Annotated in this window: 7 protein-coding genes, 1 tRNA gene and 3 rRNA genes; all 11 read right to left on the reverse strand. The window is 67.2% G+C overall.

Annotated elements, in window-relative coordinates:
* Positions 1–18: 18 nt before the first annotated feature.
* Entirely contained in the window at positions 19–3,591 is a 3,573-nt protein-coding gene (locus DEJ29_RS11260; protein ID WP_111096109.1) for a glycosyltransferase, read from the reverse strand.
* A complete protein-coding gene (locus DEJ29_RS11265) occupies positions 3,588–4,553 on the reverse strand; it encodes a glycosyltransferase family 2 protein (RefSeq protein WP_071246821.1) in 966 nt (321 codons plus the stop codon). The genes DEJ29_RS11260 and DEJ29_RS11265 overlap by 4 nt, the downstream gene beginning before the upstream one ends.
* Positions 4,550–5,485 (reverse strand): glycosyltransferase family 2 protein, encoded by a 936-nt coding sequence (locus tag DEJ29_RS11270; protein ID WP_111096108.1) that lies wholly within the window; start codon positions 5,483–5,485, stop codon positions 4,550–4,552. Before DEJ29_RS11270 ends, DEJ29_RS11265 begins: the two co-directional genes overlap by 4 nt.
* A gap of 368 nt (positions 5,486–5,853) precedes the next feature.
* The gene (locus DEJ29_RS11275; protein ID WP_181438301.1) at positions 5,854–8,619 is read right to left on the reverse strand and encodes a non-ribosomal peptide synthetase; all 2,766 of its coding nucleotides are present in this window, start codon (positions 8,617–8,619) and stop codon (positions 5,854–5,856) included.
* A gap of 363 nt (positions 8,620–8,982) precedes the next feature.
* Positions 8,983–9,054 (reverse strand) — tRNA-Gln (locus DEJ29_RS11280).
* Positions 9,055–9,099: 45 nt separating this feature from the next.
* Positions 9,100–10,131 carry an NAD(P)/FAD-dependent oxidoreductase gene (locus DEJ29_RS11285; protein WP_111096106.1) on the reverse strand — a complete coding sequence of 344 codons (1,032 nt, stop codon included), beginning with the start codon at positions 10,129–10,131 and terminating at the stop codon, positions 9,100–9,102.
* A 6-nt stretch (positions 10,132–10,137) separates the two neighbouring features.
* Positions 10,138–11,625, reverse strand: coding sequence for a glutamate--tRNA ligase (gene gltX / locus DEJ29_RS11290; RefSeq protein WP_071405694.1), 1,488 nt, complete (start codon positions 11,623–11,625; stop codon positions 10,138–10,140).
* Positions 11,626–11,740: 115 nt separating this feature from the next.
* Positions 11,741–11,857, reverse strand: a 5S ribosomal RNA gene (rrf, locus tag DEJ29_RS11295).
* Positions 11,858–12,010: 153 nt separating this feature from the next.
* Positions 12,011–15,139: ribosomal RNA gene (locus DEJ29_RS11300) — 23S ribosomal RNA — on the reverse strand.
* A 433-nt stretch (positions 15,140–15,572) separates the two neighbouring features.
* Positions 15,573–17,094 (reverse strand): 16S ribosomal RNA (locus DEJ29_RS11305).
* Together the 16S, 23S and 5S rRNA genes form the textbook arrangement of a ribosomal RNA operon.
* A gap of 520 nt (positions 17,095–17,614) precedes the next feature.
* On the reverse strand, positions 17,615–18,385 hold the full coding sequence (locus tag DEJ29_RS11310; RefSeq protein ID WP_027466538.1) for a fumarylacetoacetate hydrolase family protein: 771 nt from the start codon (positions 18,383–18,385) through the stop codon (positions 17,615–17,617).
* Between the last annotated feature and the right edge of the window lie 20 nt (positions 18,386–18,405).

The following is an 18,405-nucleotide window of genomic DNA, read 5'->3' on the forward strand; positions in this document are numbered from 1 at the left end:
GGTCTGTCGGAGGTCGGTTCAGTCGGTCGCATGGCGCAGGCCCTCCGTCGTCAGCTCGTACATCGCGGTCGTCCCCGACGACCAGACCCGCTTCCAGTAGGGCGAGGACGCCATGGCGGCGGCGAGCTCCTGGTAGTCGGCGTCGCTCTGGTAGCCGTACCGCTCGTCGTAGGCGCCGAAGGGCTCCGCGACCAGGGCGTAGTAGCCGGTGGCGGACCAGTTCACGACGAGTTCCCGCGTCACGTTCGACAGGTCCGCCTCGGCGTCGTAGCCGCCGGTCGGGTCCGGGTACGGGCCGAGCGCTTCGCGGGACAGGTAGCCCACGTCGAAGTACCGTGCGCCGGTGTTGCTCGGGACGGCGTTGGCCGACCCGGTGAGCAGCATCACGGAGCCCGCGGGTGCCGTGCGGTCGTAGTACTGCGTCGCCGCGGACTGGCTCCGGGTCATGACGCGGTTCCAGTCGAGCGAGGTCTGCCCGAACGCACCGATCGCGACGAGCGCCGCCACCGCTGCTCCGGCGACCGCGAACCGCACCGCGGACGGACGCATCCCCCGCTGCAGGACCGCCCCGACCGGGGCGAACCGACCGGCGGGCATCGGGAGCGCCGCCGCCAGGATCGCGATCCACGGCGTCGCGAAGAGCACGACGCGGAAGACGCCCTCCTGGCCGTAGTTCGTGGCGACGAGCAGCGAGATCGGGCTCGCGGCGGTGGCGAGGAGCGCCCAGTGCGTCCGGTCGCGCCGCATCAGCACCGTCAGCACGGCGATGAGCCCGAGCACCACGAGCGCGGCTGCCGGGATGTCGAACGCCAGACGCGTGACGAGCGGCTTCGGCAGGACGGTCATGTCGTGCGCGGGCGGCTGCACGTTGTCGAGCACCCGTCCGACCGCCGCGAGCGACAGGAACCGTCCGAGGATGTCGCCGTTCAGCGCGGCGAAGACCACCGCCGGTACGAGCACGACGACGGGCAGCCACCAGGGGCGGAGCATCCGGAACACGATGAGTGTGACGAGTGCGGCGACCGTCAGGTACGGCGAGATCTGGTGCGTCACGGCGAGCACGATGCCGATGAGGGTGATCGCGACGATCCGCGAGAGCCCCACCCGCCGTGCCCGCGGCTTGGCGGCGACGGAGCCGTCGGCGGTGGTGACTGCGGCATCGCGCAGCGGTCCGGTGGCGAGCACGAGGATCACGATCGACATCAGGATGCCGGTCGACTGCGGCGAGAAGTACGTGGTGTTGAGCGAACCGGTCATCGCGGTCAGCAGCGCTGCGATCCACGGCCGACGGGCACCGGGCAGCCAGTGCGCCGCCAGGACCCCGACGGCGATGGTCGTGCTGAAGGCGAGCAGGACGGGCACCCACGCGGCGATGAGGATCGTGTTGACGATGCCCCCGACGTCGGCCACCCAGGCCGCGCCGGCGAACAGGCCGGACCAGGTCTGGAAGATGTCGGCCGACGGGTTGGTCCCACCGAACTGGCGGATGTACTCGACGACACCGATGTGCCGCGCGGCGGCCGTCACGGTGGGCACGCCGTACGTGATCGCCTGGGCGAGCTGCACGACGCCGCCGAGCACGACGACGGGCACGGCGAGCGCGCGGCCGCGGACCATGGCGATGACCGCCGCGGCGACGACGAGCACGAGGCCGACGACCAGGCCGGTGCCGAGCGAGCCGAACAGGCCTGCGGGCACCGGGTCGCCCATGTGGGTGAGCGCGGCGACGACCACCACGACGAGCCCGCCGAGCGAGAGCGCCGTCACCGTGGCGGTCGTGCTCCACCGGGGCCGGGCGGTCTCGCGGCGCACGAGACCGGCGCGACGGAGCTCCGCCACGTCACGGGGTACCGAGACGGCGAGCGCCGCCGCGGTGAGCACGACGACACCGACGAAGGGGACCGTCGGCGCCCAGATGTGGAAGGTCGCCATGGTGTAGCCGATGCCGATCGTGCCGACGAGCGACCCGGTGACGGCGAGGACGGCGAACCGGGCGAGGGACATCGGACGGACGAGCAGCATCGGGGCGACCCCGAGCAGCGCGAACAGGAAGACCGCGACGGCGCTCGCCCGCAGGGTGGGCAGCTCGACGACGCTGCCGACGGCGGCCAGCACGAGCGTCAGCACGACGATCGCGGCGGCACCGAGTCGCGCCGCCGGGCTCATCGCGCCACCGGGGGTCGGTCGTGCCGGCCCCGCGGTGTCGAGGCCGCGCTGCAGCTCGTGGCGACCGTGCGCCGTCCGGTCGATCGTCCCCGCGCCGCCCATGCGTTCGCGGAGCGCCAGGACCGGTGCGGTGAGCACGGATCGCCGCTCGACGCGACGCAACCGGCGCTTCGTCGCCGCGAACTCCGCGTCGACGGCGTCGACGGCGTCGACGGTGTCCGCGTCACGCGCGGCGCCCGTCCCGTGGCCGTTCGCCGGAGCAGCGTCGGCAGCGTCGTCGCCCTGCTCGAGGCCGAGGCGTGCGAAGGCGCTGATGGCCTCCGGCGCCGCGTCCACCGAAGCGGTCAGCGTGTCGCGGTCGAGTGCGTTCTTGGTCATCCAGGCTCCGAGTCCGTGGCCGTGCGCGGCAGCGGCGGCGCGGAGCGACGCGACGTCGTCCGCCGATCGCTGCCACGCGATCGCGGCCGGTTCGACGGCGATCGCGGATCCGGCGAACAGCAGTCGTGTGAAGAGGTCGAGGTCGTCGCCACCGCCGACGCGGGTGCCGGGACCGAAGGCGGTGTCGAACCCGCCGATCCGGAGCGCGGTCGCGCGGTGCACGGCGAGGTTCGCGCCGGTGCCGTAGGCCGAGGCGGCGAAGGGGTGCAGCGGGAGGTCGTCGACCGGGTCGTCGAGCCGGAAGACCCGCCGGCGGACGGTCCGCCCACCGGGGGTGCGGTCGTCGTGCCAGCGCTGCGCCGGCGTCCGGAGCTCGGCACTCGGCACGAGCCCGGTGACGCAGGCCACGTCGGGGTCGGCCGCGAAGGCACGGGCGATGGCGGCGATCCAGTCGCCGTCCACGACGGCACCCTCGTCCACGAACGCGACGACGTCGCCGGTCGCGACGAGCAGGCCGGCGTTCCGCGCGGCGGCGAGGCCGCCCTCGGGCGCCGGGATGGTGGTGACGTGACGTCCGCTGATGTCGACCGTCGCCACGCCGCCGTCGTCGGCGCCGTGCGAGACGACGACGACGTCGAAGTCGGCATGCCCGTTGGCGAGCACCGACCGCATGGTCGTGCCGGCGGCGCCGTCCGTGCAGAGCACCACGGTGACGGACGGCAGCACCAGACCTGCTGCCGGCCGACGCTCGGGTGCCGGCATGGGCCGGATCGCGCGCTGGAGCGCACGGACGTCGATGGTGCCGCCGATGCGGCGACGTTCGGTGATCTCGGCCTCGACGAAGCCGAGCGGCTCGCCGTGGTCGCGGACGAGCAGGCGGGCACGCCCGTACCCGGCGGATCCCTGCAGGGCGATGACGTCCCGGTGGCTCGACGCGTGCACGTCGGCACGGTCGACCTCGCCGACCCAGAGCGCGCCGTCCCAGGTGGGGACGAGCGGCCCGGTCACGACCGGCGAGAGGACCATCGCCAGGGTCGCGCGGGTCACGGTGTGCCCACCGGCTGCGGGAGCGGTGCGGGTGCGGGCGGGGTCCGCACGACGACGGTGCCGAGGACCCGGCCGACGGCGTAGCCCGCGACCGTCGAGACGACGGAGAGCGCGATGGCGTACGCCCGCAGGCCTCCGCCACGACCGACGTGGCGCAGTTCGCGCAGCACGGCGCCCGGGATCACCCGGGTCAGGTAGGTCGACTCGCTGGCGAGCGAGTCGCCGGTGCCGACCCGACGGCTCAGCACGGCCTTCGAGATGCCCTCGTAGTAGCTGCGGCGGCGCAGGTAGCGCATCGTCACACGGTCCGGCGAGACCCGGTGCGAGACGTTCGAGCGCGGTTCGTGCCGGATCCGCGCGCCGGGACGGGCCTGGGCGATGCGGATGCAGAGTTCGGTCTCCTCGCAGCCGAGCGGCTGGTTGCCGACGCGGCCGATGCCGGAGCGGAAACCGCCGGCGAGCAGGATCGCGTCGCGGCGGAACGCCATGCTCGACCCGATGACGTTGCGGACGTCGCCCGGGGTCTCGGGCAGCCCGCGGTACGAGCACCCGACGATCCAGAGCAGTTCGTCGGCGTACGGGCCGGGGCCGGTCGCGGTCGGCCAGGACGGCGTGGCACGACCGCCGACACCGACGACGTCGGGGTCCTCGAGCGCGGTGAGCATGTGCCCGAGCCAGTCGGGGTCCGCGGTGGCGTCGTCGTCCAGGAACGCGACGACGTCGGCGTCGGTCAGGGCGACACCGGTGTTCCGGGCCCCGGAGAGTCCGCGGTCCTCGGTGTTCGGGACGACCCGGAGTTCCGGCCAGCGCGCGGCGGCGCGGGCCAGGAGCTCGGGCTCGTGGTCGATGACGACGACGACCTCGGGGCCCTCGGGCTGGCGCTTGGCCGACTCGACGCTGTCCTGCAGGTCGCCCCAGCGCTGCTGGGTGTAGGCGCAGATGACGACCGCGACGGTCGTCACGCGACGTCCTCCTCGAGGGCGACGACGGACGCGACGACGGCTGCCCCGGCAACGGACGCCCCGGCGACGGCGGACGCAGCGACCGGCGCCGCAGCGACGGGAGCAGCAGCAACCGGCGCAGCAGCCGGCGCGGCGAGCTGCTCGGCCGGCGGCACGACGCTCATCGCCGCGCGACGGACCTCGGCACGGCCGATCGCGGCACGACGACGCTCGTGCATGATCGACTTCAGCACGCGGATGCCGTCGGTCACGGCGTTGAGGTTGCTCGAACCGTGCACGCGGAGCTTCTCGTGGCTCGGCACCTCGGTGATCGCGAGCTCGGCGGCCGACCAGCGGCAGGTCAGGACGGTCTCGATCTCGAACCCGTCGCCCCACAGCATCGAACCGTCGGCCGGCTTCGGCAGCTCGGACGACAGCAGACCGATCTCCGGCAGGACGTCCGCCCAGAAGGCGTTGTAGCCGTAGCAGAGGTCGCTGTAGCGGGTGCCGAGGATGATGTTGCAGAGCATGTTCAGGCCGCGGTTGCCCATGTTCCGGACGATCGTGATGTCGTCGCTGCCACCGCCGAGCGAGTACCGGGTGCCCTTCGCGACGTCGGCGCCGTCGACGAGTGCCTGCACGAACCGCGGGATCTCGTCGGGGTCCGCGGAGCAGTCGGCGTCGAACATGACGACGATGTCGCCGGTGACGGCCTCGAAGCCGCAGGCCAGGGCGTTGCCCTTGCCCTTGCGGGTCTGGTGCACGACGCGGATGTCGGGCATCACGCGCTGCGCGGCGGCGATGGTGTCGTCGACGGAGTTGCCGTCGACCAGGATCACCTCGTACACGGGCGGGAGCTTCGGGAGGATGATCTCGAGGTTGCGGGCCTCGTTCCGTGCCGGGATGACGACGGAGACCCTCGGGTCTGCAGGGCGAACGGTACGTGCGGGCATGGCGCGGTCCTGTCGGGTCAGGGTTGCTGTCGGGTGGTGGCTCGTCGAGACGAGCGGCGCGTCCTCGGATGACGCATCGACGACGGTGACCGTCGTCGGTCGAGCAGCGGGACGCGGGTACGACGCCGCCTGCTTGCCGCGGGTGAGTGGGTACTCTCCCCCGCGGTTCCAACCATCGCCGTGGCCAGCGGGAGGGTCAATGCGCGGTGCGGTCCCTTGCGGACACCCGGGTGCGGATACGGAAACCCGCAACGGTCGTGCAGGTTGGCGGTCCGGCGCGGCGGCCGGCGGGTGGTGGACGCAGGACGAGCGGACGGGAGGCGCGGTGCCAGCCGGCACCGCGCCTCCCGTCCGGTCGTGGGCCGGTCTCAGACCTGCGGCACGTCCGCCGTCTCGAAGGCGGCCCGCAGCGCGACCGCCAGCTCGGCGACGTGCGGTTCCCGCAGCAGCGACGTGTGCTCGCTCGCGATCCGCACCATCTCGGTGGGCCCGCGCAGCAGGGCGGACCACCCGGCGGCGTCGGGGTTGGCGTCGGCGAGGACGTAGGTGGCGCGCCCGTGGAACGGCGTCGGGTGGTGGCGCCTGGTGACGATCTCGGCCTGGTCGAAGAAGGCGTCGAAGTCCTTCTGCCCACCGTGCCGCAGCACGCCGGCGGTGTACGCCCGGAGCCGCTTGGCGAACAGCGCTCCGTAGGGCACACCCGCGGGCAGCACCCGCCTGACGGCGCGGTCGAGCCCCCGCTGCACGGCGCGGACGGCGGTGTTCGGCTGGTCGCGCGGCTCCATCCGGCCGAAGTGCAGGCGGGCCTGTTCGGACTTCGTGCGGGGCAGGTAGGTGTCGAGCAGGACGACGTGCTCCACCTGCTCGCCGCTCTCGGTCAGGAGCCGGGCGATCTCGAGCGCGACGAGTCCGCCGAGCGAGTGCCCGACGAGCAGGTACGGGCCGCGGGGCTGCACGATGCGCATCAGCGCGAGGTAGCGGCGGGCGCTCCGCTCGATGTTCCAGTCCGGCATCCCACGGCGCTCGAGGGCGTGCTGCTGGAACGCGTACAGGTCGTGCGCGGGCAGGTGCCGCGAGAGCGGCAGGAACGTCAGCGCCAGGGCACCGCCACCGGCGAAGCAGAACACCGGCGGACGGCCGCCCTCGCGTGCCTCGGACACCTTCACGACGTCGGGGTGGCTCGGCAGCGCGCTCGTGCCGGTCCGCACCCGTCGGGCGAAGGCGCGGAGCGTCGGGTGCTCGAGCACGTCCGAGGAGCGCAGGTCGACCCCGAGCCGGTCCTGCACGACGGCGAGCATCTCCTCGGCGGACAGCGAGTCGCCGCCGAGCGCGGAGAAGTCCTCGTCGAGGTGCACGCCCCGCAGGCCGAGCACCTCGGCCCAGATCTGCCCCACGACGAGCTCCCACTGGTCGTACTCGCCCTCGACCATCTCGGTCTCGACGCTCGGCGCCCCGGGGAGTTCGGCCCGGTCGACCTTGCCGCGCTCGTTCCGCGGCAGTTCGGTCATCGGCACGATCGACGCCGGCACCATGTACTCGGGCAGCCGCTCACGGAGCGCCCGTCGGAGCGCACCCGGTGCCGGGGTGCGGTGCCCCGGGCGACCGACCACGTAGGCGACGAGCCGGGTGACGGAACCGGGGTCGACCTGTGCCGTCACGACCGCGTCGTGCACCTCGGGGACCGCGCGGAGCGCCGCCTCGACCTCACTCGGCTCGACCAGGTAGCCGCGGACCTTCACGGCGTCGTCGGACCGGCCGAGCAGCACGAGCCGCCCGTCGGGGTCGACGCGTGCCAGGTCGCCCTGCCGCCAGCTCGGGGTCCCGACGGGGATGCCGGCGACGGCCTCGGCTTCGCCGGTGTGTCCCGCCCGTTCGGCGGTCTTCTCCGGCGCACCCCAGTAGCCCGCGGTCAGGGCGTCGGAGACCACGACGAGCTCGCCGGTCTCCCCCGGGTCCGCAGGGCTGCCGTCCTCGCGGAGCACAAGGACCGTCTTGCCGGGCAACGGCCACCCGGCGGGCACGACGCCCTCGGGCACCGGCTCCCCCGGTGCGACCGGGCAGTACGCGACGCACGCGGTCTCGCTCGAGCCGAAGGCGTTCAGGAGCAGCGTGTCCGGGTCCAGGTGGGGTCGAGCCGCGGCGAGGTCGGCGCCGGTGACGGACTCGCCCGTGGTCATCAGGAAGCGCAGCCCGCCGAGCACCGGTGCGGTGCCGGCGGCGGTCCCGTGCGACCCGGGGGCGTTCTGCGACCCCACGATCGACCGCAGCAGGTGCGGGGTGCAGACGAGCACGTTCACGTCGTCGTCCCGGAACCGCCCGAGCAGCCGCTCGACACCGAGTTCACGCGGCTCGAGCAGCACGATGGTGCCGCCGCAGAGCAACGTGTCGAACGAGAACAGGAGCCCGGCCGCGAAGGAGAGCGGCAGGACGACACCGAGCCGGTCGCCGGGGCCGAGGCCGAGCGCGACCGCGTCCTGCTCGGCGTCGGCGATCTGCTGCCGGTGCGTCAGGACGACGCCCTTCGGCATGCCGGTCGAGCCGGAGGTGAAGACGATGGCGAAGGGGTCCCGCCCGCCCGGGCGCACGCCGACGGTGTCCGCAGACGGGGCCGCGCCCGGTTCGCCCGCGTCCAGCAGTTCGCCGAGTGCGTGCGCCCGGCCGTCCCGTTCCGCGACCACGTCGGCGGCCAGCGCTGCACGCTCGGTGTCGGCGACGATCTCGTCGACGCCGGCGAGCCGGGCCACGTGTGCCAGCCGTGCTGCGGGCAGGTGGTCGTCGAGCACCACCACGGTCCGTCCGGCACGCACCAGCGCGAGGATGGCGATCACGGCCTCGGTCGACTGCCCCGCCATCAGCCCGACCGGCTTCGACGCCCCGCCCGGGGTGTCGCCGACACCGGCGCCGCTGCGGTCGTCGGGTCGGAGCGTCACGGCCAGGGCTGCGGCCAGCGCGCGCGAGGCCCGGTCCGCTTCGGCGTAGGTGTAGGGACGGCCGTCCCCCGCGAGCGCGGCGGCGTCGCCCCGGAGCGCCACCACGCGGTCCCAGCGGTCCAGTACGGAGTGGTCGGCCGCCGCGGGCACGGCTGCGGGGTGGTTCCAGGGAACGACGGTCGTCAGCGGGTCGACGGAGGTCACGATGACACCTCGGGTGCTCAGCAGCGGACCGCCACGACTCCCGCGACGGTCCTCCGACCGTAGGTCCGCGTTCCCCCGGCCCGCGAGCAGGCTCCGGCCCGGTGCGGGGAACCGCAACCGGCCTGGAGGCGCGGCCTGCGCCCGCCACGGACGGTACGACTCCGGAACGACCGGTCCACTGCCGTGGGCGCCGTCCGCACGGCGGCTCGCCCGGCTCGGGGATCGTGCGGTTCCGCGCAACCTCCGGATCAGCCGTGGCGCGACCGTGGATGCGCCGTGCATCGCCGATGAGGACGCTCGGAACGAGAAGGTCCCGGAAATGAGAACAGCCCCCGGGATGTCCCGGGGGCTGTTCATCGAGTGCTGGGGTACCTGGACTCGAACCAAGAACGACGGTACCAGAAACCGCTGTGTTGCCAATTACACCATACCCCAAAAGGCCTGTCGGCCTTCTGGCCCGGTCACCCGGGGCACGATCAACTACTGTACAGCATCCCGGAGGTCCGCAAGACCACCCACCAGGTCTCGGTGCACGGCGGCGGCGGTCGCGGCTCCGTGTCCGGCGGCGACGATGAGCTGCTCCGGCCCGGGAGGTGTGACGTCTCCCACGGCGTAGAGCCCGGGGACGGACGTCCGGCCCACCCGGTCGACCACGAGGAGTCCCTGCGTGTCGCGCTGGAGCCCGTCGAGCGCTCCGGGCGTGTCGCCGTTCGCGGCCGTGTTCCCGCTCGTTGCGCTCGGACTCGTGGTGGCGCCGGTGCCCAGCCAGTCGAGGTCGGCGTGCCACACCGGTCGGACGAACCCACCGGTCCGTGGCTCGACGTGGCCGTCGGCGAGTCGGACGCCGGTCATCCCGGTGCGATCGCCCTCGAGGTCCTCGACGACCCGCTCGTCCACGACGACCCCCGCGGCCGACAGTCGAGCGCGGCCGGCGTCGTCGAGCGGTGCCACCCCGTTCGTGTAGACGATCAGGTCGTCGGTCCATGCGGCGATGAGCAGCGCCCGGTCGACCACGTCGTCGGTCTCGCAGATGAAGGCGAGCGGCTGCCCGGCCTTGTCGTACGCATCACACTCGACACAGCTGTGCACCGCGGTGCCGTAGAACGCGCGGAGCATCGGCAGCGCCGGGAACTCCTCACGCAACCCCGTCGCCACGACGACCGTCCGGGCGCGGGCCTCGAGCTCGGTGCCGCGCCACGAGCCGTGCACCTGCCAGGTGTCCGTGTCGGGGTCCGGGGCCACCAGGTCGACGACGGACTGGACGACCGTCGCTTCCGGGTACCCCTCGACCTCGGTCCGCCCGAGCTTGCGGAGTTCGAGCGGCGAGATGCCGTCCCGCGTCAGGAACCCGTGCGACCGCAGCGTCGCGGCGTTCCGGGGGCGGTTGGCGTCGACGAGCAGCACGGTGCGCTTCGCCCGGACCAGGTTGAGCGCAGCGCTCAGCCCGGCCGGCCCGGCGCCGATGACCGCGACGTCGTGCACGACCTGGTCGGCGTGCTCCGTACTGCTCACGGTCGGTCAGCGCGCCGCGAGGGCGCGGAGCCGGGTCAGGGTGGACTCCTTGCCCAGGATCTCCATCGACTCGAACAGCGGCGGGCTGATCCGGCGTCCGGACACCGCCACGCGCAGCGGGCCGAAGGCGACGCGGGGCTTCAGGCCGAGCTCGTCGATGAGGGCCGCACGGAGCGCACCCTCGATGGCCTCGGTGGTCCAGTCCTGGACGCCCTCGAGCGCGGCGGTGCTCGCGGTCAGGACCGTCGCCGTGTCGCCCTTGAGCGAGGCCAGTGCGTCGTCCTCGACCACCAGGTCGGCGTCGGAGGTGAACAGGAAGCCGAGCATCGCCGGCGCCTCGCCGAGCAGCTGCATGCGCTCCTGCACGAGCGGGGCGGCCTTTGTCAGGACCTCGAGCTGCTCCGGGGTCGCCGGGTCGCTGATGAACTCCGACAGGTACGGCAGCAGACGCGACCGGAAGTCTTCGGGAGCGAGCAGACGGATGTGGTCCCCGTTGATCGCCTCGGCCTTCTTGTGGTCGAAACGGGCCGGGTTCGGGTTCACGTCGGTGACGTCGAACGCCGCGACCATCTCGTCGATCGAGAACACGTCGCGGTCGGGGCCGATCGACCAGCCGAGGAGCGCCAGGTAGTTGACGAGCCCCTCCGGGATCATGCCGGCGGCGCGGTGGTGGAACAGGTTCGACTCGGGGTCACGCTTCGAGAGCTTCTTGTTGCCCTCCCCCATCACGTACGGCAGGTGTCCGAACACGGGGATGGAGGGCGCGAGGCCGATCTCGTACAGCGCCTCGTACAGGGCGATCTGCCGCGGCGTCGACGACAGCAGGTCCTCGCCCCGGAGCACGTGGGTGATACCCATCAGGGCGTCGTCGACCGGGTTGGTGAACGTGTACAGCGGCTTGCCGTTCGGGCGGACCACCACGAAGTCGGGGAACGTGCCCTGCTTGAAGGTGATCTCCCCGCGCACCAGGTCGTCGAAGCTCAGGTCACGGTCGGGGACGCGCAGGCGGAGCGCCGGCTCGCGGCCCTCGTCGCGGAATGCCTGGCGCTCGGCATCGGTCAGGTCACGCTCGTGGTTGTCGTACCCCTGCTTGGGGTCACGACCGGCGGCCTTGTTGCGGGCTTCCATCTCGTCCGGCGTGACGAAGGACTCGTAGATGTGACCCGACTCCTTGAGCTTCGCGATCACGTCGTCGTAGATCGCGGTGCGCTCGGACTGACGGTACGGTCCGTGCTCGCCGCCGGCGTCCACGCCCTCGTCCCAGTCGAGCCGCAGCCAGCGGAGCGCGTCGAGGATCTGCGCGTACGACTCCTCGCTGTCGCGGGCGGCGTCGGTGTCCTCGATGCGGAACACGAGCTTGCCGCCGGTGTGACGGGCGTAGGCCCAGTTGAAGAGCGCGGTGCGGATGAGCCCCACGTGCGGGGTCCCCGTCGGGCTCGGGCAGAAGCGGACGCGGATGTCGGAGCCGGAGGCAGTGGTGAATGGCGCAGTCATGACCCGACAACCCTACCGCGGCGTCCGTCTCTCCAACCTGCCCTGTTGACGGTCCGCAAACGCAGAAAACCCCTGACCACGAATGGTCAGGGGTTCCCTGGTTCTTCTACGTTAAGTCCGGCGGCGTCCTACTCTCCCACAAGGTCCCCCTTGCAGTACCATCGGCGCTGAGAGGCTTAGCTTCCGGGTTCGGAATGTGACCGGGCGTTTCCCTCTCGCTATGACCACCGGAACACCTTCGACCATGATCTTGGTCTCAAAGCTGTTCCAGCTGCTGCCCTCCGTGAAGAGGGCAGAGCGGTGTATTCAGTTTCGATTCCCGATCGTCTGTCGGGAACCACAAAGTGGACGCGAGCCCGTGCAACAAGTGCACGGAAATCAGTGTGTTATCAAGTCTTCGGCTTATTAGTACCGGTCAGCTCCACGGGTCGTTAGTCCCCGCTTCCACATCCGGCCTATCAACCCAGTAGTCTGCTGGGAGCCTCTCACACTCAAGGTGCATGGAAATCTCATCTCGAAGACGGCTTCCCGCTTAGATGCTTTCAGCGGTTATCCGGTCCGAACGTAGCTAATCAGCGGTGCCCTTGGCAGAACAACTGACACACCAGAGGTTCGTCCATCCCGGTCCTCTCGTACTAGGGATAGATCTTCTCAAATTTCCAACGCGCGCAGCGGATAGGGACCGAACTGTCTCACGACGTTCTAAACCCAGCTCGCGTACCGCTTTAATGGGCGAACAGCCCAACCCTTGGGACCTACTCCAGCCCCAGGATGCGACGAGCCGACATCGAGGTGCCAAACCATGCCGTCGATATGGACTCTTGGGCAAGATCAGCCTGTTATCCCCGAGGTACCTTTTATCCGTTGAGCGACAGCGCTTCCACAAGCCACTGCCGGATCACTAGTCCCGACTTTCGTCCCTGCTCGACCTGTCAGTCTCACAGTCAAGCTCCCTTGTGCACTTACACTCGCCACCTGATTGCCAACCAGGTTGAGGGAACCTTTGGGCGCCTCCGTTACTCTTTGGGAGGCAACCGCCCCAGTTAAACTACCCATCAGGCACTGTCCATGAACCCGATCAGGGTCCTACGTTAGACATCCAAAGTGACCAGAGTGGTATTTCAACAATGACTCCACGAACACTAGCGTGCCCGCTTCACAGTCTCCCACCTATCCTACACAAGCCACTCCGAACACCAATACCAAACTGTAGTAAAGGTCACGGGGTCTTTCCGTCCTGCTGCGCGTAACGAGCATCTTTACTCGTAGTGCAATTTCGCCGAGTTCGCGGTTGAGACAGCTGGGAAGTCGTTACGCCATTCGTGCAGGTCGGAACTTACCCGACAAGGAATTTCGCTACCTTAGGATGGTTATAGTTACCACCGCCGTTTACTGGGGCTTAAATTCAGAGCTTCGCCCAAAGGCTAACCCTTCCTCTTAACCTTCCAGCACCGGGCAGGCGTCAGTCCGTATACATCGTCTTGCGACTTCGCACGGACCTGTGTTTTTAGTAAACAGTCGCTTCCCACTGGTCTCTGCGGCCTTCAACGCTCACGGAGTAAATCCGGTCACGTGTCCGGCCCCCCTTCTCCCGAAGTTACGGGGGCATTTTGCCGAGTTCCTTAACCACGATTCTCTCGATCTCCTTGGTATTCTCTACCTGACCACCTGAGTCGGTTTCGGGTACGGGCGGCTGCAACCTCGCGTCGATGCTTTTCTCGGCAGCATAGGATCACTGATTTCCCCTTACGGGTACGCGTCGGATCTCAGGCACACAGACGACGGATTTGCCTATCGTCAGCCCTACATCCTTACACCAGGTTCACCTTACGGATACCATCGCCTGGCTCAGCTACCTTCCTGCGTCACACCTGTTCATACGCTAACCGCACCAGCATGGGGTCGAGCGTTAGACCGGCCACCATCACCCCGAAGGGATCCGGTTGTACCGGGTTAGGACTCTTAGCACCACTGGATTAGCTTGGGCGGTTGTTCGCCGGTACGGGAATATCAACCCGTTGTCCATCGACTACGCCTGTCGGCCTCGCCTTAGGTCCCGACTTACCCAGGGCGGATTAACCTGGCCCTGGAACCCTTGGTCTTTCGGAGGACGGGTTTCTCACCCGTCTTTCGCTACTCATGCCTGCATTCTCACTCGTGTAGCGTCCACGGCTGGATCACTCCGCCGCTTCACTCGCCACACGACGCTCTCCTACCACTCCGCACGACTGAACCACGAAGGCTTGTCTATAGTGCGAAATCTACAACTTCGGTGGTGTGCTTGAGCCCCGTTACATTGTCGGCGCGGAATCACTTGACCAGTGAGCTATTACGCACTCTTTCAAGGGTGGCTGCTTCTAAGCCAACCTCCTGGTTGTCTGTGCAACTCCACATCCTTTCCCACTTAGCACACGCTTAGGGACCTTAGTTGGTAGTCTGGGTTGTTTCCCTCTCGACGATGAAGCTTATCCCCCACCGTCTCACTGCTGCGCTCTCACTCACCGGCATTCGGAGTTTGGCTGACGTCAGTAACCTGTTGAGGCCCATCGGCCATCCAGTAGCTCTACCTCCGGCGAGAAACACGCAACGCTGCACCTAAATGCATTTCGGAGAGAACCAGCTATCACGAAGTTTGATTGGCCTTTCACCCCTATCCACAGCTCATCCCCTCCATTTTCAACTGAAGTGGGTTCGGTCCTCCACGACGTCTTACCGTCGCTTCAACCTGGCCATGGATAGATCACTTCGCTTCGGGTCTAGAACATGCGACTCAAACGCCCTATTCAGACTCGCTTTCGCTACGGCTGCCCCTCACGGGTTAACCTCGCCACATATCACTAACTCGCAGGCTCATTCTTCAAAAGGCACGCCGTCACCCCTACTAAGGAGGCTCCGACGGTTTGTAAGCAAACGGTTTCAGGTACTATTTCACTCCCCTCCCGGGGTACTTTTCACCTTTCCCTCACGGTACTTGTCCGCTATCGGTCATCTGGGAGTATTTAGGCTTATCAGGTGGTCCTGACAGATTCACACGGGATTTCTCGGGCCCCGTGCTACTTGGGATACACATCCGGCCATAACACCATTTCGTCTACGGGGCTGGCACCCACTACGGCCCGGCTTTCAAACCGGTTCGACTATGATGCGCTGTAACCGTCCCAGTCCGGCAGAACTGAGTGACGTGTCCCACAACCCCGACCATGCAACGCCCGCCGGCTATCACACATGATCGGTTTAGCCTCATCCGCTTTCGCTCGCCACTACTCACGGAATCACATGTTGTTTTCTCTTCCTGTGGGTACTGAGATGTTTCACTTCCCCACGTTCCCTCTACCCGCCCTATATATTCAGGCGGGAGTCACCAGGTCGCAAAAGCGCCTGGCGGGGTTTCCCCATTCGGAAATCCTCGGATCACAGCTCGATTATCAGCTCCCCGAGGCTTATCGCAGATTTCTACGTCCTTCATCGGCTCCAGATGCCAAGGCATCCACCGTTTGCTCTTAGAAACTTGACCACAAAGATTAAAATTGCGATCCAACGTCACACCACACCAACCCGAAGGCTGATCATGGATGACGCGAATCAAAGATGCTCGCGTCCACTGTGTAGTTCTCAACATACGATCGGCACCAGCACTCCCCCACCACAACGGTAGGTTCACCCTGGCCCGACGAAGGACCCGTAGGCCCAACCCCCACCATCACTCACGTGACAGTAGGAAGCCTGGTCCCTCAGGACCCAACAACGTGCACCAGCCAGCAGCTCCACCCACGACCCGTCCCAACCCTGCAAGCAGAGCGTACTGAGGTCGGAAGCATCACTCCCAACTGCACTGTCAATGTTCCACCCATGAGCTACCCGTCGGACACGTTCGGTCCGAAACAGGCGCCTGGACCAGCAACCAACCACCCCTAATGGGCGACCAGCACTGACCAGATGCTCCTTAGAAAGGAGGTGATCCAGCCGCACCTTCCGGTACGGCTACCTTGTTACGACTTAGTCCTAATCACCGATCCCACCTTCGACGGCTCCTTCCACAAGGGTTAGGCCACCGGCTTCGGGTGTTACCGACTTTCATGACTTGACGGGCGGTGTGTACAAGGCCCGGGAACGTATTCACCGCAGCGTTGCTGATCTGCGATTACTAGCGACTCCGACTTCATGAGGTCGAGTTGCAGACCTCAATCCGAACTGAGACCGGCTTTTTGGGATTCGCTCCACCTTACGGTATCGCAGCCCTTTGTACCGGCCATTGTAGCATGCGTGAAGCCCAAGACATAAGGGGCATGATGATTTGACGTCATCCCCACCTTCCTCCGAGTTGACCCCGGCAGTCTCCTATGAGTCCCCGGCATAACCCGCTGGCAACATAGAACGAGGGTTGCGCTCGTTGCGGGACTTAACCCAACATCTCACGACACGAGCTGACGACAACCATGCACCACCTGTACACCGACCACAAGGGGGCGACCATCTCTGGCCGTTTCCGGTGTATGTCAAGCCTTGGTAAGGTTCTTCGCGTTGCATCGAATTAATCCGCATGCTCCGCCGCTTGTGCGGGCCCCCGTCAATTCCTTTGAGTTTTAGCCTTGCGGCCGTACTCCCCAGGCGGGGCGCTTAATGCGTTAGCTACGACACAGAAACCGTGGAAAGGTCCCTACATCTAGCGCCCAACGTTTACGGCATGGACTACCAGGGTATCTAATCCTGTTCGCTCCCCATGCTTTCGCTCCTCAGCGTCAGTTACGGCCCAGAGATCTGCCTTCGCCATCGGTGTTCCTCCTGATATCTGCGCATTCCACCGCTACACCAGGAATTCCAATCTCCCCTACCGCACTCTAGTCTGCCCGTACCCACTGCAAGCCCGAGGTTGAGCCTCGGGATTTCACAGCAGACGCGACAAACCGCCTACGAGCTCTTTACGCCCAATAATTCCGGACAACGCTTGCACCCTACGTATTACCGCGGCTGCTGGCACGTAGTTAGCCGGTGCTTTTTCTGCAGGTACCGTCACTTTCGCTTCTTCCCTACTAAAAGAGGTTTACAACCCGAAGGCCGTCATCCCTCACGCGGCGTTGCTGCATCAGGCTTTCGCCCATTGTGCAATATTCCCCACTGCTGCCTCCCGTAGGAGTCTGGGCCGTGTCTCAGTCCCAGTGTGGCCGGTCACCCTCTCAGGCCGGCTACCCGTCGTCGCCTTGGTGAGCCATTACCTCACCAACAAGCTGATAGGCCGCGAGTCCATCCCCAACCAAAAAATCTTTCCACCACCAGACCATGCGGCCAGTGATCATATCCAGTATTAGACGTCGTTTCCAACGCTTATCCCAGAGTCAGGGGCAGGTTACTCACGTGTTACTCACCCGTTCGCCACTAATCCACCCAGCAAGCTGGGCATCATCGTTCGACTTGCATGTGTTAAGCACGCCGCCAGCGTTCGTCCTGAGCCAGGATCAAACTCTCCGTAAAAAAATACAGACCCAACACCCGAAGGCATCAGACCGAGTTGATTCTGACTGTTGACTGTCTACTGACAATCTTCAATACAAAAGGAATTGCTTCATGACCCAGTCAGCAAGCCGACCAGGCACGAGGTCAATCAATAAATTGGCATTGACAATGTGCACGCTGTTGAGTTCTCAAGGACCAGACGCACTCCCCGCTCGACCCACTAAAGGTTCCGCCAGAGAGGCATTCGTCTTGTACAACTCCCTGGGCGCACAACCAGAGGTCGTGTTTCCGAGGAGTTGGTTGCCTGAGCGGGACCCCGTCCGGACTGCATCTCCAGGTGTTCAACCCGGTGATCGTCTCGGCCGTTCCGTTCTCCGCCTCAGCGGCAACGAGTGATTACTTTACGCAGAGGTGAACGGCAGCGCCAAGCCGGCCCACATCCCGGGCGTGTCGCCCTCTGCGCCGCTGTTGCGTACTCCCCCGGTAACGCCGAACGGCCCGCTCCCCGCCTGGGGGAACGGGCCGTTCGGGAGCGCTGTCAGTGCCGCGCGATGACCGGGTTCTTGAGCGAACCGATGCCGGAGATGGTGACCTCGACGATCTCGCCGTCGCGGATCTGCCCGACACCGGCCGGAGTCCCGGTCAGGATGACGTCACCGGGCAGGAGGGTCCAGATGGAGGACACGAACTCGACGAGCGACGGGATGTCGTGCACCATCTCGTTCGTCGAGGCCGCCTGCCGGAGGTCACCGTCGACGCGGGTCTCGATGCGGATGTCCGACGGGTCGATCTCGGTCTCGATCACCGGGCCGAGCGGGCAGAACGTGTCGAAGCCCTTCGCCCGGGTCCACTGGCCGTCGCGCGCCTGCAGGTCGCGAGCGGTCACGTCGTTGGCGATCGTGTAGCCGAGGATCACGCTCGCGAAGTCCTCACGCCGGACGTTCTTCGCGAGCGAGCCGATCACGATGGCGAGTTCGCCCTCGTGGTCGACGCGTCCGATGTCGGCGGGGAGGCGGATGGGCTCGTCCGGACCGATCACCGAGGTGTTCGGCTTGAGGAACACCACCGGGTCGTCGCCGGCACGCTCGTCCATCTCCGAGGCGTGCTCCGAGTAGTTGAGCCCGACGCCGATGACCTTCGACCGCGGGATGACGGGTGCGAGGAGCTTGGCGTCGGCGAGTGCCACGCGCTCCCCCGTGGTCTCGAACCCCTGGTACATCGGGTCTCCCGCGAGCACCACCAGAGCGCGCTCGTCGAGGATGCCGTACCGGGGGTCTTCACCCTTGCTGCTGAACCGTGCGATCTTCACCGTTCGACCCTACCCACGCC

It is taken from the genome of Curtobacterium sp. MCPF17_021, assembly GCF_003234605.2.
GTDB lineage: Bacteria > Actinomycetota > Actinomycetes > Actinomycetales > Microbacteriaceae > Curtobacterium > Curtobacterium flaccumfaciens.